Raw genomic sequence first — 15,552 nt, 5'->3', positions numbered from 1 at the left:
CACCTCGTGCCTGTTTCGGGAATAGATAGGGATAACGCACAAGTATAGGGAATTACCCCTCTCTAAAGGAACCTTTTGCACAAAATTTAACCAGCCTGTGGATGAGTGGCGAGCAATAGAAATTAAAAGAGAAAATTTTATAAAAGCTTTGTTTTTATGTTTATTCTTATACACCCACCATTCTGTGGATAAAGTGCTGTAGCCCTTAATTTACATTGTGTACAGCGATTTTAAACCCTGTGATCTACTGCCCATGAGCGTTCTGGATAAGCGACTTAAGCCTGTGGATTAAACAGCCACTTACGCACAGGCACGGTTATCTTCAGGCTTGAAGGCCAGTTATCAACGGAGCTGAAGGTGAGTTTTCCACAGGGCTTATTTCACAGATTTGTGGATAGCCACGCAGGCGAAATCGCAGGATCAGCACACGGCTGTCCTGGCAGGAAGAAAAAAGTGAGGGAAGAAAGACAGCAGCCGGGCCCATTGCAGGCCCGACTGTGGATAAGAAATCTACTTGCCGATGCAGAAGCTGGAGAAGATGCGTCCCAACAGGTCATCGGAGCTGAAGGCGCCGGTAATTTCACCCAAGGCTTGCTGTGCCTGACGCAAATCTTCAGCGAGCAGCTCTCCGGCCCCGGCCAAGGTCAATTGGTCACGACCGTGTTCCAGATGTGCGCTGGCCTGACGTAACGCCTCCAGGTGGCGTCTACGCGCACTGAAACTGCTTTCCGCCGTCTGTTCGTAGCCCATGCAGGCCTTCAGGTGCTCACGCAGCAGCTCAAGGCCCATGTCGGTATCCTTGGCGCTAAGGGTAATGGTGACGTGGCCATCCTCGCTATGTTCCATCACCACCGGCTCGCCACTGAGATCGGCCTTGTTACGAATCAGCGTAACTTTGGCGGGATCGGGGCGCTGATCGAGGAACTCGGGCCACAGTGCAAACGGGTCACTGGCTTCGGGTGCGGTCGAATCGACCACCAGCAGCACCCGATCAGCCTCATTGATGGCCTTGAGTGCACGCTCCACACCAATTTTTTCCACATGGTCGTCGGTATCGCGCAGACCGGCAGTGTCGACCACGTGCAACGGCATCCCATCGATGTGGATATGTTCGCGCAAAATATCCCGGGTAGTACCGGCGATGTCGGTGACAATTGCAGCTTCACGGCCCGCCATTACGTTGAGCAAGCTCGATTTACCGGCATTCGGTCGTCCGGCAATCACCACTGTCATACCATCGCGTAACAACGCGCCCTGCCCGGCCTCGCGCTGCACTGTGGACAAGTTCGTGCGCACCTCATCGAGCATGCTCAGTACATGGCCATCCGCGAGAAAGTCGATTTCCTCTTCAGGGAAGTCGATAGCAGCCTCGACATAGATGCGCAGGCTGATCAACTTCTCGGTCAGGTTATCCACACGGCGGGAAAACTCACCTTGCAGCGAGCGCAGCGCATTGCGAGCAGCCTGTGCAGAACTGGCTTCGATAAGATCGGCAATGGCTTCAGCCTGGGCCAAGTCAAGCTTGTCGTTGAGAAACGCCCGCTCACTGAATTCACCCGGACGCGCCAAACGGCAGCCCAGTTGTACACAGCGCTGCAAAAGCATATCCAGCACTACCGGTCCGCCATGGCCCTGCAGTTCCAACACGTCTTCACCGGTAAAAGAATTCGGCCCGGGGAAATACAGTGCAATACCTTCATCGATGACCAATCCATCGTCGGCACGAAACGGCCCGTAATGGGCGTGCCGTGGCGTCAGCGTACGGCCGCAGATGGCCAGGCCCGCCTGCTGCGCCAGAGGGCCAGAAAGCCTGACGATCCCTACGCCCCCGCGTCCTTGGGCGGTAGCGATGGCGGCGATGGTTTCACGCACAGTGTTCATGCTCGAAGGCCTCACGACAAAAACGACAGATAGCAAAACGCCCCACGAGGGGGCGTTTATCCACAGGTTAGCTGGCTAACCCATTAAGCAGCGGCTTTCTTGGTAGCCTTTTCGATGCTGCGAGTGATGTACCACTGCTGTGCGATCGACAAGCAGTTGTTCACAACCCAGTACAGCACCAGACCAGCCGGGAACCACAGGAAGAAGAAGGTGAAAATGATCGGCATCATCTTCATCACCTTGGCCTGCATCGGATCCGGCGGCGTCGGGTTCAACTGCTGCTGAATGAACATGGTCGCGCCCATGATGATCGGCAGAATGAAGAACGGATCCTTGATCGACAGGTCAGTGATCCAGAACATCCATGGCGCCTGACGCATCTCGACGCTTTCCAGCAATACCCAGTACAGCGAGAGGAAGACCGGCATTTGCACCAGGATCGGCAAGCAGCCGCCCAGCGGGTTGATCTTCTCTTTCTTGTACAGCTCCATCATGGCTTGCGACATCTTCTGCCGATCATCGCCATGTTGTTCTTTCAGGGCAGCCAGTTTCGGTGCCACGGCACGCATGCGCGCCATCGATTTGTAGCTGGCGGCAGACAGCGGGAAGAACAGCAGCTTGATCAGCATGGTCAGGACGATGATCGACCAGCCCCAGTTGCCGAGCAGGCTGTGGATATGTTGCAGCAGCCAGAAGATTGGCTGAGCGATGAACCACAGAATGCCGTAGTCGACCGTCAGTTCCAGACCTGGGGACAACTCTTTGAGCTTGTCCTGAATCTTCGGACCAGCGTACAGCATGGTGCTGGTTTCGCCTTTGGCGCCAGGCGCTACGTTCAGTGCCGGGCCGGTGAAACCGATGATGTAGTTACCTTGGCTGTCTTTACGCGTCTGAACAATGTTGTTCTCAGACTTGTTCGGGATCCAGGCAGTCACGAAGTAGTGCTGCAGCCAGGCTACCCAGCCACCGGTTACATTTTCTTTCAGATTTCCCTTGTCGATGTCTTTCATCGACACTTTTTTGTAGGGTTCCGAACTTGTCCACAGGGCCGCACCCAGGTAGGTCGCGGTACCAGTTGCGGTGCTCGAAGATGGATCCGAGCTGGCGTCGCGCTTCAATTGCGCGAACAGGTTACCGCTCCAGGGCTGCGCGCTCTGGTTGTCGATCAAGTAGGTAACGGTCAGGTCGTACTCACCACGCTTGAAGCTGAAGCGCTTGATGTAGTTAACCCCGTTATCGCTGAACTTCAGGTCGACGACCAGTTGGTTCTGACCGTCAGCCAGTTGATAACTTTTCTGATCTGCCGCGTACAGAGGGCGACCGCTTGGGCGGGCATCCGGACCGTTGGTGCCGGTCAGGCCGCTTTGAGCCAGATAGGTACGCTCGCCGCCGTTGTCAAACAGCTGGAACGGAATGTCCGGATGATCCTGGCGGCGCGGATACTTAGGCAGCATCAGCTGGGCGATGTCACCACCGTTTGGATCGATAGCCAGGTCGAGCACATCAGTTTTGACCCGAATCAGGTCTTTGCTGATGGCAACCGGCGCCAGTTCGGCAGGGCTGGATTCAGCGTTGGCGCTCGGCACATCGGCGCTGGCGCCAGTGTTGCCGGCCTGCGCGGTGTCCGGCAAGGCCGGTGCAACGTTGCTGGCAGCAGTATTCTGAGTCGGCAGGGCAGCCTGGCCGTAGTCTTGGTTCCAATTCAGAACCATGACGTAGGACACGATTGCCAGGGCGACGATCAGGATCGTGCGTTTAATATCCATGATTACTCGGCTATCGAAGAAGAACGGGAAGAGGGAGCTGGCGGAACCGGGTCATAACCGCCGGCATTCCACGGATGACAACGCCCCAGGCGACGAACGGTTAGCCACCCGCCACGTAAAAGACCATGGTTTTCGATGGCTTCCAATGCGTAACAGGAGCAACTGGGGTAGAAACGACAGTGACTGGCCATCAGAGGACTAATGGCGTAACGGTAAAACTGGATCGGAACGAGTGCCAGTTTACGCATCTTGACTGTCTACCCCCACAGAGTCGGTGTTCACTGCTGGAGCGGGCCGACTGCGTGCGAGGCGCTTCCAGAGCTTGCCAAAATGTTGGTGCAATTCTGGGTTTTCAATCTCGCCCAACCCTTTGCGCGCGACGATCACGATATCCCAACCTGCAAGCATATGCTGGTTCAGGCGAAACGAATCGCGCATCAGGCGTTTCAGGCGATTGCGTTGAACGGAGAGTTTGACGCTCTTTTTTCCGATCACAAGCCCCAGGCGGGGGTGATCTAGACCGTTCTCGCGGGCAAGGATCAGCAGCTTGCCGGTTGGGGAGTCGAAGACCGCTTTGAAATGTCGGGGTATAAGCAGACGCTTTTCCCGACTGAAGTCCTGACTCACCACCAGTGCCGAAAAATCAAACTGCCAGGCGCTTACGGCCTTTGGCACGGCGACGCGACAGAACGGCACGACCGTTCTTGGTGGCCATACGGGCACGGAAACCGTGAGTGCGAGCGCGCTTGATGGTGCTTGGTTGGAAAGTACGTTTCATGGCGTGTTACCTGGTTCGTCGACAACGGGCCGGAATGGCCCCCGTTTTAAGAGATCGGCGATTCTAGAGAAAGCGGGGCCATAGGTCAATTTCCAACCAGCTTTTCCTTATAGACGGAAATCCCCTCTATACCAGGGAGAGATCTTGGGAATGGCATCACCACATGCTTAGACATAGAAAAAGAGAGAGGAATTATTTAAAGCTTTTCTGTAAAACTTATAAAGCTTAAGCGCCAAGTATCTGTGGATAAACTGCTACAGGCCACGTCTTACCTTATGTACAGAGAATTGAAACCCTGTCGAGAAAAGGTGATCTGGCTGTGCCGATGCCGCGGAAAAGCTGTGGATCAAATGAGCAGTTATGCACAGGCAGGTTATCCACCGATTTCAGCCCCCAGTTGTGCAAAGACCTCAAGTGCGGTTATCCACAGAGCTTATTCACAGTGCAAAGAGGTCATTTTGGCCAGTAATCTGCTGATTTATCGTCATCCTTGACGCACCTGCATGTGGATAACTGAGCTTCTGCTCGGTACAATGGGCGCTTGTTTTTGCCTCACCGGCTTTCAACTCAGGGGATATCCGTGTCAGTGGAACTTTGGCAGCAGTGCGTAGAGCTTCTGCGCGATGAACTGCCTGCCCAGCAATTCAACACCTGGATCCGTCCGCTACAGGTCGAAGCCGAAGGCGACGAGTTGCGCGTTTACGCGCCTAACCGTTTCGTTCTTGATTGGGTCAACGAAAAGTACCTGAGCCGCCTGCTCGAGCTGTTAGGTGAGCACGGCAACGGTATTGCGCCTGCCCTCTCCTTATTAATAGGTAGCAGACGCAGCTCGGCACCACGCGCAGCGCCTAATGCACCGCTGGCTGCCGCAGTAGCAGCGTCTCAGGCACAAGCCGCGCAAGCTGCACAGGCAGCTGTGGTCAATGAGCCCGTCGTTGCACCTGCGATTGCGGCCGCTCCCGCTGTGACCGAATCCGAACAGACGCCTTCGCGTGACAGTTTCGACGCTATGGGTGAGTCCGGTACTGCCCCGGCACCCAGTGGCCGGACCGAGCAGCGTACGGTGCAGGTTGAAGGGGCACTCAAGCACACCAGCTACCTGAACCGAACCTTCACCTTTGAGAACTTCGTCGAAGGTAAGTCCAACCAACTGGCGCGGGCTGCTGCCTGGCAGGTGGCGGACAATCCCAAGCATGGCTACAACCCGCTGTTCCTTTATGGCGGTGTAGGCCTTGGTAAAACGCACTTGATGCATGCTGTGGGTAACCATCTGCTCAAGAAGAATCCGAATGCCAAGGTGGTCTACCTGCACTCGGAGCGTTTCGTGGCGGATATGGTTAAGGCCTTGCAGCTCAATGCCATCAATGAGTTCAAGCGCTTCTACCGTTCGGTGGATGCACTGCTGATCGATGACATTCAGTTTTTCGCCCGTAAAGAGCGCTCCCAAGAAGAGTTTTTCCACACCTTCAACGCTTTGCTCGAAGGCGGTCAGCAGGTCATTCTGACCAGTGACCGTTACCCGAAAGAAATCGAGGGGCTGGAAGAACGCCTGAAGTCGCGCTTTGGCTGGGGCCTGACCGTTGCGGTGGAGCCACCAGAGCTGGAAACCCGCGTTGCGATTCTGATGAAGAAGGCCGACCAGGCTAAAGTAGAGCTGCCTCACGACGCCGCCTTCTTTATTGCCCAACGCATTCGCTCCAACGTCCGTGAACTTGAAGGTGCGCTGAAGCGGGTTATCGCTCACTCACACTTCATGGGGCGTGACATTACCATCGAGCTGATTCGTGAATCGCTCAAGGATCTTCTGGCACTGCAGGACAAACTGGTGAGTGTGGATAACATTCAGCGCACCGTTGCCGAGTACTACAAGATCAAGATCTCTGATCTGTTGTCCAAGCGCCGTTCACGTTCGGTTGCTCGGCCACGTCAGGTAGCCATGGCACTGTCCAAGGAACTGACCAACCACAGCCTGCCGGAAATCGGCGATGTGTTTGGCGGCCGCGACCACACCACCGTGTTGCATGCGTGCCGCAAGATCAACGAGCTCAAGGAATCCGACGCGGATATCCGCGAGGACTACAAGAACCTGCTGCGGACCCTGACGACGTGATTGGCGTCAGCGCAGCTTATTAAGGCAAGGGACTAGACCATGCATTTCACCATTCAACGCGAAGCCCTGTTGAAACCCCTGCAACTGGTCGCAGGCGTCGTCGAGCGCCGCCAGACCTTGCCGGTATTGTCCAACGTACTGCTGGTTGTTCAGGGTCAGCAGCTTTCACTGACCGGTACTGACCTGGAAGTGGAACTGGTTGGCCGTGTTCAACTGGAAGAGCCTGCCGAGCCAGGCGAGATCACCGTACCAGCACGCAAGCTGATGGACATTTGCAAGAGCTTGCCAAACGACGCGCTGATCGACATCAAACTCGATGAGCAAAAAATCGTCGTCAAAGCCGGACGTAGCCGTTTCACCCTGTCGACCCTGCCAGCCAACGACTTCCCGACCGTTGAAGAAGGCCCGGGTTCGCTGACCTGCAACCTTGAGCAAAGCCGTCTGCGCCGCCTGATCGAACGCACCAGCTTTGCGATGGCCCAGCAAGATGTGCGTTATTACCTCAACGGTATGTTGCTGGAAGTGTCTACCAACACCCTGCGGGCAGTGGCTACCGACGGTCACCGTTTGGCCATGTGCTCGATGAGCGCTGACATTGGTCAGGCAGACCGCCACCAGGTCATCGTGCCACGCAAGGGTATCCTTGAGCTGGCGCGTTTGCTGACCGAGCCCGATGGCAAAGTCAGCATTGTGTTGGGGCAACACCACATTCGAGCCACCACCGGTGAATTCACCTTCACCTCCAAGCTGGTCGATGGCAAGTTCCCGGACTATGAGCGCGTGCTGCCTAAAGGTGGTGACAAGCTGGTGGTCGGTGATCGTCAGGCTCTGCGCGAAGCGTTCAGCCGGACTGCCATTCTGTCCAACGAGAAGTACCGTGGTATTCGACTGCAGTTGGCCAATGCCCAGCTGAAAATCCAGGCGAACAACCCGGAGCAAGAAGAAGCGGAAGAAGAAATCAGCGTCGACTACAACGGTAGCTCGCTGGAAATCGGCTTCAACGTCAGCTACTTGCTGGACGTACTGGGCGTTATGACCACTGAGCAAGTTCGTTTGATTCTGTCGGACTCCAACAGCAGTGCCTTGCTGCAGGAAGCTGACAATGACGACTCCGCTTACGTTGTCATGCCGATGCGTCTGTAATTTGATCAGCAGACGCTAGATGTCCCTTAGTCGCGTTTCTGTCACCGCGGTGCGTAACCTGCACCCGGTGACCTTCTCTCCCTCCCCCCGCATTAATATTCTGTACGGCGCCAACGGCAGCGGCAAAACCAGTGTGCTGGAAGCGGTGCATCTGCTGGGCTTGGCCCGTTCCTTTCGCAGTACCCGACTGACACCGGTTATCCAGTATGAGCAACTCGCTTGCACCGTGTTCGGCCAGGTCGAACTCAGTGAAGGTGGCAGCAGTAACCTGGGGATATCGCGGGATCGGCAAGGCGAGTTCACCATTCGCATCGACGGGCAGAATGCTCGTAGTGCTGCACAACTGGCTGAGATTCTGCCGCTGCAGTTGATCAATCCTGACAGCTTTCGCTTGCTTGAAGGTGCACCGAAAATCCGCCGCCAGTTCCTTGATTGGGGCGTGTTCCACGTGGAACCCCGCTTCATGGCCACATGGCAGCGCCTGCAGAAGGCTTTGCGGCAGCGGAACTCATGGTTGCGGCATGGTACACTTGACGCTGTTTCGCAAGCGGCCTGGGACCGGGAACTGTGCCTGGCCAGCGCTGAAATAGATGAATACCGCCGTAATTACATCAAGGCCTTGAAGCCAGTCTTTGAGCGAACCCTGAGCGATTTGGTCGAGCTCGAAGGGCTGACCCTGAGCTATTACCGAGGCTGGGATAAGGACCGGGAACTCAGTGAAGTACTCGCCTCTTCCTTGCAACGAGATCAGCACATGGGGCATACCCAGGCCGGACCTCAACGTGCTGATTTACGTCTGAGACTCGGCGCCAACAACGCTGCCGATATTTTGTCTCGAGGCCAGCAGAAGCTTGTGGTCTGTGCATTGCGAATTGCTCAGGGGCACCTGGTTAGCCAGGCTCGACGCGGGCAATGTATTTATCTTGTGGATGACTTGCCGTCCGAGTTGGATGAGCAGCACCGCCGCGCATTGTGTCGCTTGTTGGAAGACTTACGCTGCCAGGTGTTTATCACCTGTGTAGATCACGAATTATTGAGGGAAGGCTGGCAGACGGAAACGCCAGTTGCCTTGTTCCACGTGGAACAGGGCCGTATCACCCAGACCCACGACCATCGGGAGTGAAGGCATGAGCGAAAATCAAACGTACGACTCCTCCAGCATCAAGGTGCTGAAAGGGCTAGATGCCGTGCGCAAGCGTCCCGGTATGTACATTGGCGACACCGATGATGGTAGCGGCCTGCACCACATGGTGTTCGAGGTGCTCGATAACTCGATCGACGAAGCACTCGCCGGCCACTGTGATGACATTACCGTAATCATTCACCCGGACGAATCCATCAGCGTTCGCGACAACGGTCGCGGCATTCCTGTCGACGTGCACAAAGAAGAAGGCGTATCTGCCGCCGAGGTCATCATGACCGTTCTGCACGCTGGCGGTAAGTTTGACGACAACTCCTACAAAGTATCCGGCGGTCTGCACGGTGTAGGTGTGTCTGTGGTTAACGCCCTATCTGAAGAGCTGGTCTTGACCGTTCGCCGCAGTGGCAAGATCTGGGAACAGACCTACGTGCATGGTGTTCCGCAAGCGCCGATGAAAATCGTGGGTGATAGTGAAACCACCGGTACCCAAATTCATTTCAAGCCTTCGGCTGAGACGTTCAAGAATATCCACTTCAGTTGGGATGTTCTGGCCAAGCGTATTCGCGAACTGTCCTTCCTCAACTCGGGTGTTGGCATCCTCCTCAAGGATGAGCGCTCGGGCAAAGAGGAGTACTTCAAGTACGAAGGTGGACTGCGTGCGTTCGTTGAATTCCTGAACACCAACAAGACCCCGGTCAACCAGGTGTTCCACTTCAGCGTTCAGCGTGAAGACGGCGTGGGTGTGGAAATCGCCCTGCAGTGGAACGACAGCTTCAACGAGAACCTGTTGTGCTTCACCAACAACATTCCGCAGCGTGACGGTGGTACTCACCTGGTCGGCTTCCGTTCGGCGTTGACTCGTAACCTGAACAACTACATTGAACAGGAAGGCCTGGCCAAGAAGAACAAGGTTGCGACCACCGGCGACGATGCACGTGAAGGCCTGACTGCGATCATTTCGGTCAAGGTGCCGGATCCTAAGTTCAGCTCCCAGACCAAAGACAAACTGGTTTCGTCGGAAGTGAAAACGGCCGTGGAACAGGAGATGGGTAAGTACTTCTCCGACTTCCTGCTGGAGAACCCGAACGAAGCCAAGGCCGTTGTCGGCAAGATGATCGACGCTGCGCGTGCCCGTGAGGCAGCGCGTAAAGCGCGGGAAATGACCCGTCGTAAAGGCGCTCTGGATATCGCCGGCCTGCCAGGCAAATTGGCAGACTGCCAGGAGAAGGACCCTGCCCTTTCCGAACTGTACCTGGTGGAGGGTGACTCCGCAGGTGGTTCGGCCAAGCAAGGTCGAAACCGCAAAACCCAGGCCATCCTGCCGCTCAAGGGCAAGATCCTCAACGTCGAGAAAGCACGTTTCGACAAGATGATCTCGTCGCAGGAAGTGGGCACCCTGATTACTGCACTGGGCTGCGGTATCGGTCGCGAAGAGTACAACATCGACAAACTGCGTTATCACAACATCATCATCATGACCGATGCTGACGTTGACGGTTCGCACATTCGTACGCTGTTGCTGACCTTCTTCTTCCGCCAACTGCCAGAGCTGGTCGAGCGTGGCTACATCTATATCGCTCAGCCGCCGCTGTACAAGGTCAAGAAAGGCAAGCAAGAGCAGTACATCAAAGACGACGACGCCATGGAAGAGTACATGACCCAGTCGGCGTTGGAGGATGCCAGCCTGCACCTGGACGAGTCGGCACCGCCTGTATCGGGTGTTGAGCTGGAGCGCCTGGTCAACGAATTCCGTACCGTGATGAAGACCCTCAAGCGTCTGTCGCGTCTGTACCCTCAGGAACTGACCGAGCACTTCGTCTACCTGCCAGCCGTCTCTCTGGAGCAGTTGGGTGACCACGCTGCCATGCAGGAATGGTTGGGCAAGTTCGAAGAACGCCTGCGCATCAGCGAGAAGTCGGGCCTGCTGTACAAGGCCAGCCTGCGTGAAGACAAAGAGCGTAATGTCTGGTTGCCGGAAGTGGAAATCACCTCTCACGGCCTGGCCAGCTACGTCACCTTCAACCGTGACTTCTTCGGCAGTAACGACTACCGCACCGTCACCGCCCTGGGCGCACAGTTGAGCACCCTGCTCGGCGAAGGCGCTTATGTTCAGCGTGGTGAGCGCAAGAAGGCTGTCACGGAGTTCAAGGAAGCCCTCGACTGGCTGATGACCGAAAGCACCAAGCGTCACACCATTCAGCGCTATAAAGGTCTGGGTGAAATGAACCCTGACCAGCTGTGGGAAACCACCATGGACCCAACCGTGCGTCGTATGCTCAAGGTGACCATCGAAGACGCGATCGCTGCCGATCAGATCTTCAACACCCTGATGGGCGATGCAGTTGAGCCACGTCGTGAGTTCATTGAGAGCAATGCCCTGGCAGTGTCTAACCTGGACTTCTGATCAGAGATGTAGGTTCACAGAAAAGCTGCACGTTTTCACAAATAGATGACCGGCTGGGCCCTACGCCTGCTCCCCGTCGGTCACCATCAAGCCCGCACTAGCGGGCTTTTTTTTACCTAAAATTCCCGTGCTCCACCCTCCTCCCCCAACGGCTCACCGGAAGCTGATCGCGTGTGAACGAAGTGTGCGTGAAGTTAGATCCCTGGCTGAAGTGGGCGGCGAATTGATCTGGATGGAGGAGCGAATCAAGCAAGACTTCAAATACGTGCTGAAATAATTTAAGTAGTAATTATGCATACTTGTTGAGTATTAAATTAATACAGATAACAGGAAGTTGTAAAAGTAATCTCAATTTGCTAATTGGATTAAATGTAGATTTCAAATGAATCGCCCCTGGTTTCGTAGACACTTCCCAGCCTAGATTGGGCTTTACTTCGTTCAGAACCAACCTTTGGTTTAGCCGAAAATACGAGATGCTAGCTTATAAAACGGAGGTGCTACAGGCTTGCCAGCAAGGTATTAACAAGATCGAAACCATACACTTCCATGATGGTATATTTATTATACTCGGAAACAGGGATTCGTCTTATTTCCTCCTCCCCTTTATACAGACCACCAGCATAGTTAAATATTTTAAGTTCTTCTTTATCCTCGGTCAGCTCTGCGTGACCAATGATCTCCCAAGAACCATCCTCAATTTTTTGATTCCCTGTAAATATGATTTTCAGTTCTCTCCCCATATCCATAATGGGAATAGGGGTAAGAACTCCGTCATTTTTAAAGACCTTATTTTCTTGCACAAATAGAACGCAGAAACCAATTACTTTCTTAAATTTACTTCTTGAGGGAAAAACAACTTGGCAGAGGATAAATTTACCCTTTGCAGGAATAATAAAAATATCGCCTTCTTTATATCTCACTTTCACAACCCTTTGCCTCTCAAAATAGAAAGAGCATCATCCAGCACTTTACCATCCCAATCACTACTATAACCAGCGATATCATATGACCCTGCGTTAGGGGTGTTTGGACAGCATGCACCACGGATCAGATAGGAGGCCTATGCTTCAATTGACGTAAAAACTGAAATTCTGCAGCCAGTTAGAGGTTTCGCAACCATGGTGGCGTGTCCGTGTTCCACGTGGAACCAACTATTGTGTGAAGAGAATCGGCTTTTCTCATTTATTTTGTGAATCCCAAAAGACGGAATCTCAAAAAAGATGATTTTCCGCCAGCGATTGTTGGGAAGCGCGAGTCATCTTTTTTGAGAACCTACATCAGAGATGTAGGTTCACAGAAAAGCTGCACGTTTTCACAAACAGATGACCGGCCGGACCTGGATGCTTGGGTCCCGTCGGTTACCAACAAGCCCGCTCACGCGGGCTTTTTTTTGCCTGAAATTTTTGAGACCACGACCCCCTCTCCCGAAACCAATCCTTTTTTGTTCAGGTTAGTTGGACGTTGCGTTCAACCTGGGCACAGATTAATGGGTGGGTATTGGGGAAAAATCGGCTGGATTGGGTAATAGCGTCAACTCAGAAGAGACAATTATTGAACGGTCACAAGGTCAGGTCTTTTCTCCGAAAAGTATCGGAAAAGTCCCACGGCTGAGTTGTTGAGTGTGGTCAAAATGGTCTGTAGATTTTCACGCTTTCACGGAGAGCACTTGAAGCCGTCCGCGAAAAAGCCATCGAGCTTTTACATGAAGCAGGTGCGCGCGGGCCTGTCGGTCGCCGCTACGTGAAACATGAGGCTTGGGTGCTTCCCATGTGGTCGACCACTTCAATGAAAGTGAAATCGCCGCCCTCGCGAGCTCCTACACCCTCCGCCTGGAATGCACTTCCAGCATGGCGATCGAAATGCTGGTGCGCACGCGACACCGGCCTGACCTACCGTCGCGAGTTTTTGCTGTTTTCCGTCGAAGAAGACTCTGAAGGCACCATCAGCCTGAGCACGTCGCTGGGCATTTCGCTGTATACAACCGACCTGACTGCGCTCTAAAAAGGAAGCATCCCATGCTAGAAGCTCTCTCCATCTCCCTGAACAAAGCTGCCGTGTTTGGCTTTTTCATCTACATCCTGGGGGCTGCCGTACTGTTTGCGCTGTTCCAGTTCATCTACACCCGCATCACCCCGCACAAGGAATTCGAGCTGATCCGTGCCGGTAACGCTTCTGCGGCGGTCGCCTTGGGCGGTGCCATCACCGGTTTCGCCATCCCGGCAAGCAACGTGATTGCCTACTCCATCAACCTCCTCGACTTCGTGGTCTGGGCGGTGATCGCAGCCGTTGTCCAACTGTTGGCATTTCTGCTGACCAGCTTGGTACTCAAAGGCGCGTCCGAGCGCATAAAGAACGGCGAGCTTGCGGCCGGCATCTATGTGGCCGCCGTAGCCATCAGCGTCGGCATGTTGAATGCCGCATGCATGACGCCTACCCAGAACTGATTGCGCACGGAGCTCCCGATGAAACGAAGCAAGTACGTCCAGCTTTCGCTGGTAGCGTCGGTCGCCATGGCGGTATCCGGCTGCGGGCCAACAGAAAAAACCTACGATGTGCAGAAGAAGTACAACTTCCAGTCGGTTCAACAGTGTGCCGATGAAAAACTGCCGGTGGACGTCTGTTCGGACGCCTACGTGACGGCCATTACTGAGCATCGCCGCATTGCCCCTGTGTACCTCACTCAAGCCGCTTGCGATGCCGACTTCGTCGCCGACTGGTGCCAGAAAGGCTCCATGGGCATGTTCACCCCCAAGCTGGGTGGGTTTGAACTGACCGCCGAAGGCCAGGTGACACAATCCCAGGTCGACGCCGCCAATGCTCAAGCGACCAACTCTCTGGCGAGTGGCGGCGGCTCAGGGTTCTCCACCAGCAGCCTGCTGACCGGCCTGCTGATTGGCAACATGTTGAGCAACAACCGCAGCAGCTACCGCTCCGAGCCGGTGTACCGCTACCGCGATAACCGCGGCGACGAGGACAACTCGACCCTCCCTCAACGCGTCGCCAATGGCGCGACCTTCGGCCGCTCCATCCAGGCTCGGCACGGCAGCAGCAATTACATCAACACGCTGCGCACCTCCCCCAAATCGAGCACCATCTCCCGTGGCGGCTTTGGCAGCAAAGCCAGCGCAAGCAGCGGCTGGGGCAGGTCGAGCAGTTAAGGAAGGCAGTCATGAAGAAGATCCACTGCGCAGAGCGTCATGACTGGAAACAGACGGCCGACAGCCTCGGCTTCCTATTCCACACCATCGACGGCGAACCCTACTGGGACGAAAGCGCGTATTACCAGTTCACGCTCAAGCAAATCGAGCGTGACCTCGAAGACCCGACCACCGAGATCCACGACATGTGCATGGACCTCGTTGCCCGCGTGGTCCAGAGCGAAGAACTGCTCGAACGCCTGAGCATCCCCGCGCCCTTCTACGACATGATCCGAACCTCATGGCTAGAAGGCCACCCGCACCTGTACGGGCGCATGGACTTCTCCTACAACGACACCGGCCCTGCCAAACTGCTGGAACTCAACTACGACACACCCACCAGCCTTTACGAGGCAGCGGCGTTCCAGTGGGGCTGGCTTGAGCAATGCATCGAGCGCGGCTTGCTGCCCAAACACGCCGACCAGTTCAACAGCATTGACACCAAACTCCACCAGGCCTTCGCCCAACTGCAGGTTAACCAGCCGTTCTACTTTGCCTCGATGAAAGACTCAATCGAAGACAAAGGCACCACCGACTACCTGCGCCTGGTCGCGGAAAAAGTCGGCATCGAATCACGCCACATCAACATCGAAGACATTGGCCTCACCAGCGAAGGCTGCTTCGTCGACCTCGAAGATCGCTGGATTCCCCACCTGTTCAAACTGCACGCCTGGGAGTTCATCTTCCACGAGCCCTTCGGCGCTGCGATTGCCGAGAGTAATACGCAGTTTTTTGAGCCCGCGTGGAAATCCATCCTCTCCAACAAAGGCATCCTGCCGCTGTTGTGGGAATTCAACAAAGGCCACCCGAATTTGCTTCCGTCACACCTGGATACCGACCCAGGTAAGGCAGTGCCGAAGGGCTGGGTGCGTAAGCCGTTCTTCTCGCGGGAAGGCGCGAACATTGAGTTGAAAACGGCTGATGGGCTGATTGTGAAGGAGGACGGCCCTTATACGGATGCGCCGTACATTCTTCAGGAGCTTGCGCCGCTGCCACAGTTTGGGGACAGTTACACGTTGATTGGGTCTTGGGTGATTGGGGATCAGGCGGCGGGGATTGGGGTGCGGGAGGATGATAGTTTGATTACCAAGGATTCGAGCCGGTTTTTACCGCATTTGATATTGGATTGAGG

General features: G+C 55.0%; 13 protein-coding genes and 2 pseudogenes. 9 read left to right on the top strand and 6 right to left on the bottom strand.

Features of this window, described 5'->3' with window-relative positions; all coding sequences use genetic code 11:
• Positions 1–510: 510 nt before the first annotated feature.
• The 5 genes from mnmE to rpmH all read right to left on the bottom strand — a co-directional run bounded on the left by mnmE (position 511) and on the right by rpmH (position 4,425).
• The gene (mnmE, locus tag E1573_RS11180) at positions 511–1,881 is read right to left on the bottom strand and encodes a tRNA uridine-5-carboxymethylaminomethyl(34) synthesis GTPase MnmE (RefSeq protein ID WP_133213593.1); all 1,371 of its coding nucleotides are present in this window, start codon (positions 1,879–1,881) and stop codon (positions 511–513) included.
• A gap of 83 nt (positions 1,882–1,964) precedes the next feature.
• Complete coding sequence (yidC, locus tag E1573_RS11175; protein WP_133213591.1) at positions 1,965–3,647, bottom strand: membrane protein insertase YidC; 1,683 nt, start codon at positions 3,645–3,647, stop codon at positions 1,965–1,967.
• A gap of 2 nt (positions 3,648–3,649) precedes the next feature.
• Positions 3,650–3,895: a membrane protein insertion efficiency factor YidD gene (gene yidD / locus E1573_RS11170; protein ID WP_133213589.1), complete on the bottom strand. Its 246-nt coding sequence runs from the start codon at positions 3,893–3,895 to the stop codon at positions 3,650–3,652.
• Positions 3,888–4,277, bottom strand: a complete 390-nt coding sequence (gene rnpA, locus E1573_RS11165; protein WP_218568374.1) for a ribonuclease P protein component — start codon at positions 4,275–4,277, stop codon at positions 3,888–3,890. Before rnpA ends, yidD begins: the two co-directional genes overlap by 8 nt.
• A 13-nt stretch (positions 4,278–4,290) precedes the next feature.
• Entirely contained in the window at positions 4,291–4,425 is a 135-nt protein-coding gene (gene rpmH / locus E1573_RS11160; RefSeq protein ID WP_002551315.1) for a 50S ribosomal protein L34, read from the bottom strand.
• Positions 4,426–5,005: 580 nt separating this feature from the next.
• Between rpmH and dnaA the strand changes: the two genes are divergently transcribed.
• The 4 genes from dnaA to gyrB are packed head-to-tail and all read left to right on the top strand — an operon-like array spanning position 5,006 to position 11,223.
• Positions 5,006–6,535 (top strand): chromosomal replication initiator protein DnaA, encoded by a 1,530-nt coding sequence (gene dnaA / locus E1573_RS11155; protein WP_133213585.1) that lies wholly within the window; start codon positions 5,006–5,008, stop codon positions 6,533–6,535.
• 39 nt (positions 6,536–6,574) lie between these two features.
• Positions 6,575–7,678 carry a DNA polymerase III subunit beta gene (gene dnaN / locus E1573_RS11150; RefSeq protein ID WP_133213583.1) on the top strand — a complete coding sequence of 368 codons (1,104 nt, stop codon included), beginning with the start codon at positions 6,575–6,577 and terminating at the stop codon, positions 7,676–7,678.
• Between the two features lie 19 nt (positions 7,679–7,697).
• Positions 7,698–8,801: a DNA replication/repair protein RecF gene (gene recF / locus E1573_RS11145; protein WP_133213581.1), complete on the top strand. Its 1,104-nt coding sequence runs from the start codon at positions 7,698–7,700 to the stop codon at positions 8,799–8,801.
• A gap of 4 nt (positions 8,802–8,805) precedes the next feature.
• A complete protein-coding gene (gene gyrB / locus E1573_RS11140; protein ID WP_133213579.1) occupies positions 8,806–11,223 on the top strand; it encodes a DNA topoisomerase (ATP-hydrolyzing) subunit B in 2,418 nt (805 codons plus the stop codon).
• Between the two features lie 497 nt (positions 11,224–11,720).
• Here gyrB and E1573_RS11135 read toward each other — a convergent pair whose 3' ends face one another.
• Positions 11,721–12,143, bottom strand: coding sequence for an Imm26 family immunity protein (locus E1573_RS11135; protein WP_218568373.1), 423 nt, complete (start codon positions 12,141–12,143; stop codon positions 11,721–11,723).
• Positions 12,144–12,989: 846 nt separating this feature from the next.
• Between E1573_RS11135 and E1573_RS11130 the strand changes: the two are divergent.
• The 5 genes and pseudogenes from E1573_RS11130 to E1573_RS11115 all read left to right on the top strand — a co-directional run.
• Positions 12,990–13,109: pseudogene (locus E1573_RS11130) on the top strand (potassium channel protein); the annotation flags it as partial.
• A pseudogene (locus E1573_RS26880) lies at positions 13,093–13,224 on the top strand (DUF2491 domain-containing protein); the annotation flags it as partial. The pseudogenes E1573_RS11130 and E1573_RS26880, both read left to right, overlap by 17 nt.
• 14 nt (positions 13,225–13,238) lie before the next feature.
• Positions 13,239–13,667: a DUF350 domain-containing protein gene (locus E1573_RS11125; RefSeq protein ID WP_133213575.1), complete on the top strand. Its 429-nt coding sequence runs from the start codon at positions 13,239–13,241 to the stop codon at positions 13,665–13,667.
• Positions 13,668–13,685: 18 nt separating this feature from the next.
• Positions 13,686–14,381 (top strand): DUF1190 domain-containing protein, encoded by a 696-nt coding sequence (locus E1573_RS11120; RefSeq protein ID WP_133213573.1) that lies wholly within the window; start codon positions 13,686–13,688, stop codon positions 14,379–14,381.
• 11 nt (positions 14,382–14,392) lie between these two features.
• On the top strand, positions 14,393–15,550 hold the full coding sequence (locus E1573_RS11115) for a glutathionylspermidine synthase family protein (RefSeq protein WP_133213571.1): 1,158 nt from the start codon (positions 14,393–14,395) through the stop codon (positions 15,548–15,550).
• Positions 15,551–15,552: the final 2 nt, after the last annotated feature.

Source organism: Pseudomonas sp. H9, assembly GCF_004353925.1.
Taxonomy (GTDB): Bacteria; Pseudomonadota; Gammaproteobacteria; order Pseudomonadales; family Pseudomonadaceae; genus Aquipseudomonas.
The sequence above is the reverse complement of the archived record's forward strand: the minus strand, read 5'-3'. Positions and strand labels throughout refer to the sequence as shown.

Coding starts and splice junctions, on each gene's coding strand:
- yidD (WP_133213589.1), bottom strand. CDS start 3,895: ATGCGTAAACTGGCACTCGTTCCGATCCAGTTTTACCGTTACGCCATT.
- E1573_RS11120 (WP_133213573.1), top strand. CDS start 13,686: ATGAAACGAAGCAAGTACGTCCAGCTTTCGCTGGTAGCGTCGGTCGCC.
- yidC (WP_133213591.1), bottom strand. CDS start 3,647: ATGGATATTAAACGCACGATCCTGATCGTCGCCCTGGCAATCGTGTCC.
- rpmH (WP_002551315.1), bottom strand. CDS start 4,425: ATGAAACGTACTTTCCAACCAAGCACCATCAAGCGCGCTCGCACTCAC.
- E1573_RS11125 (WP_133213575.1), top strand. CDS start 13,239: ATGCTAGAAGCTCTCTCCATCTCCCTGAACAAAGCTGCCGTGTTTGGC.
- recF (WP_133213581.1), top strand. CDS start 7,698: ATGTCCCTTAGTCGCGTTTCTGTCACCGCGGTGCGTAACCTGCACCCG.
- mnmE (WP_133213593.1), bottom strand. CDS start 1,881: ATGAACACTGTGCGTGAAACCATCGCCGCCATCGCTACCGCCCAAGGA.
- dnaN (WP_133213583.1), top strand. CDS start 6,575: ATGCATTTCACCATTCAACGCGAAGCCCTGTTGAAACCCCTGCAACTG.
- E1573_RS11115 (WP_133213571.1), top strand. CDS start 14,393: ATGAAGAAGATCCACTGCGCAGAGCGTCATGACTGGAAACAGACGGCC.
- gyrB (WP_133213579.1), top strand. CDS start 8,806: ATGAGCGAAAATCAAACGTACGACTCCTCCAGCATCAAGGTGCTGAAA.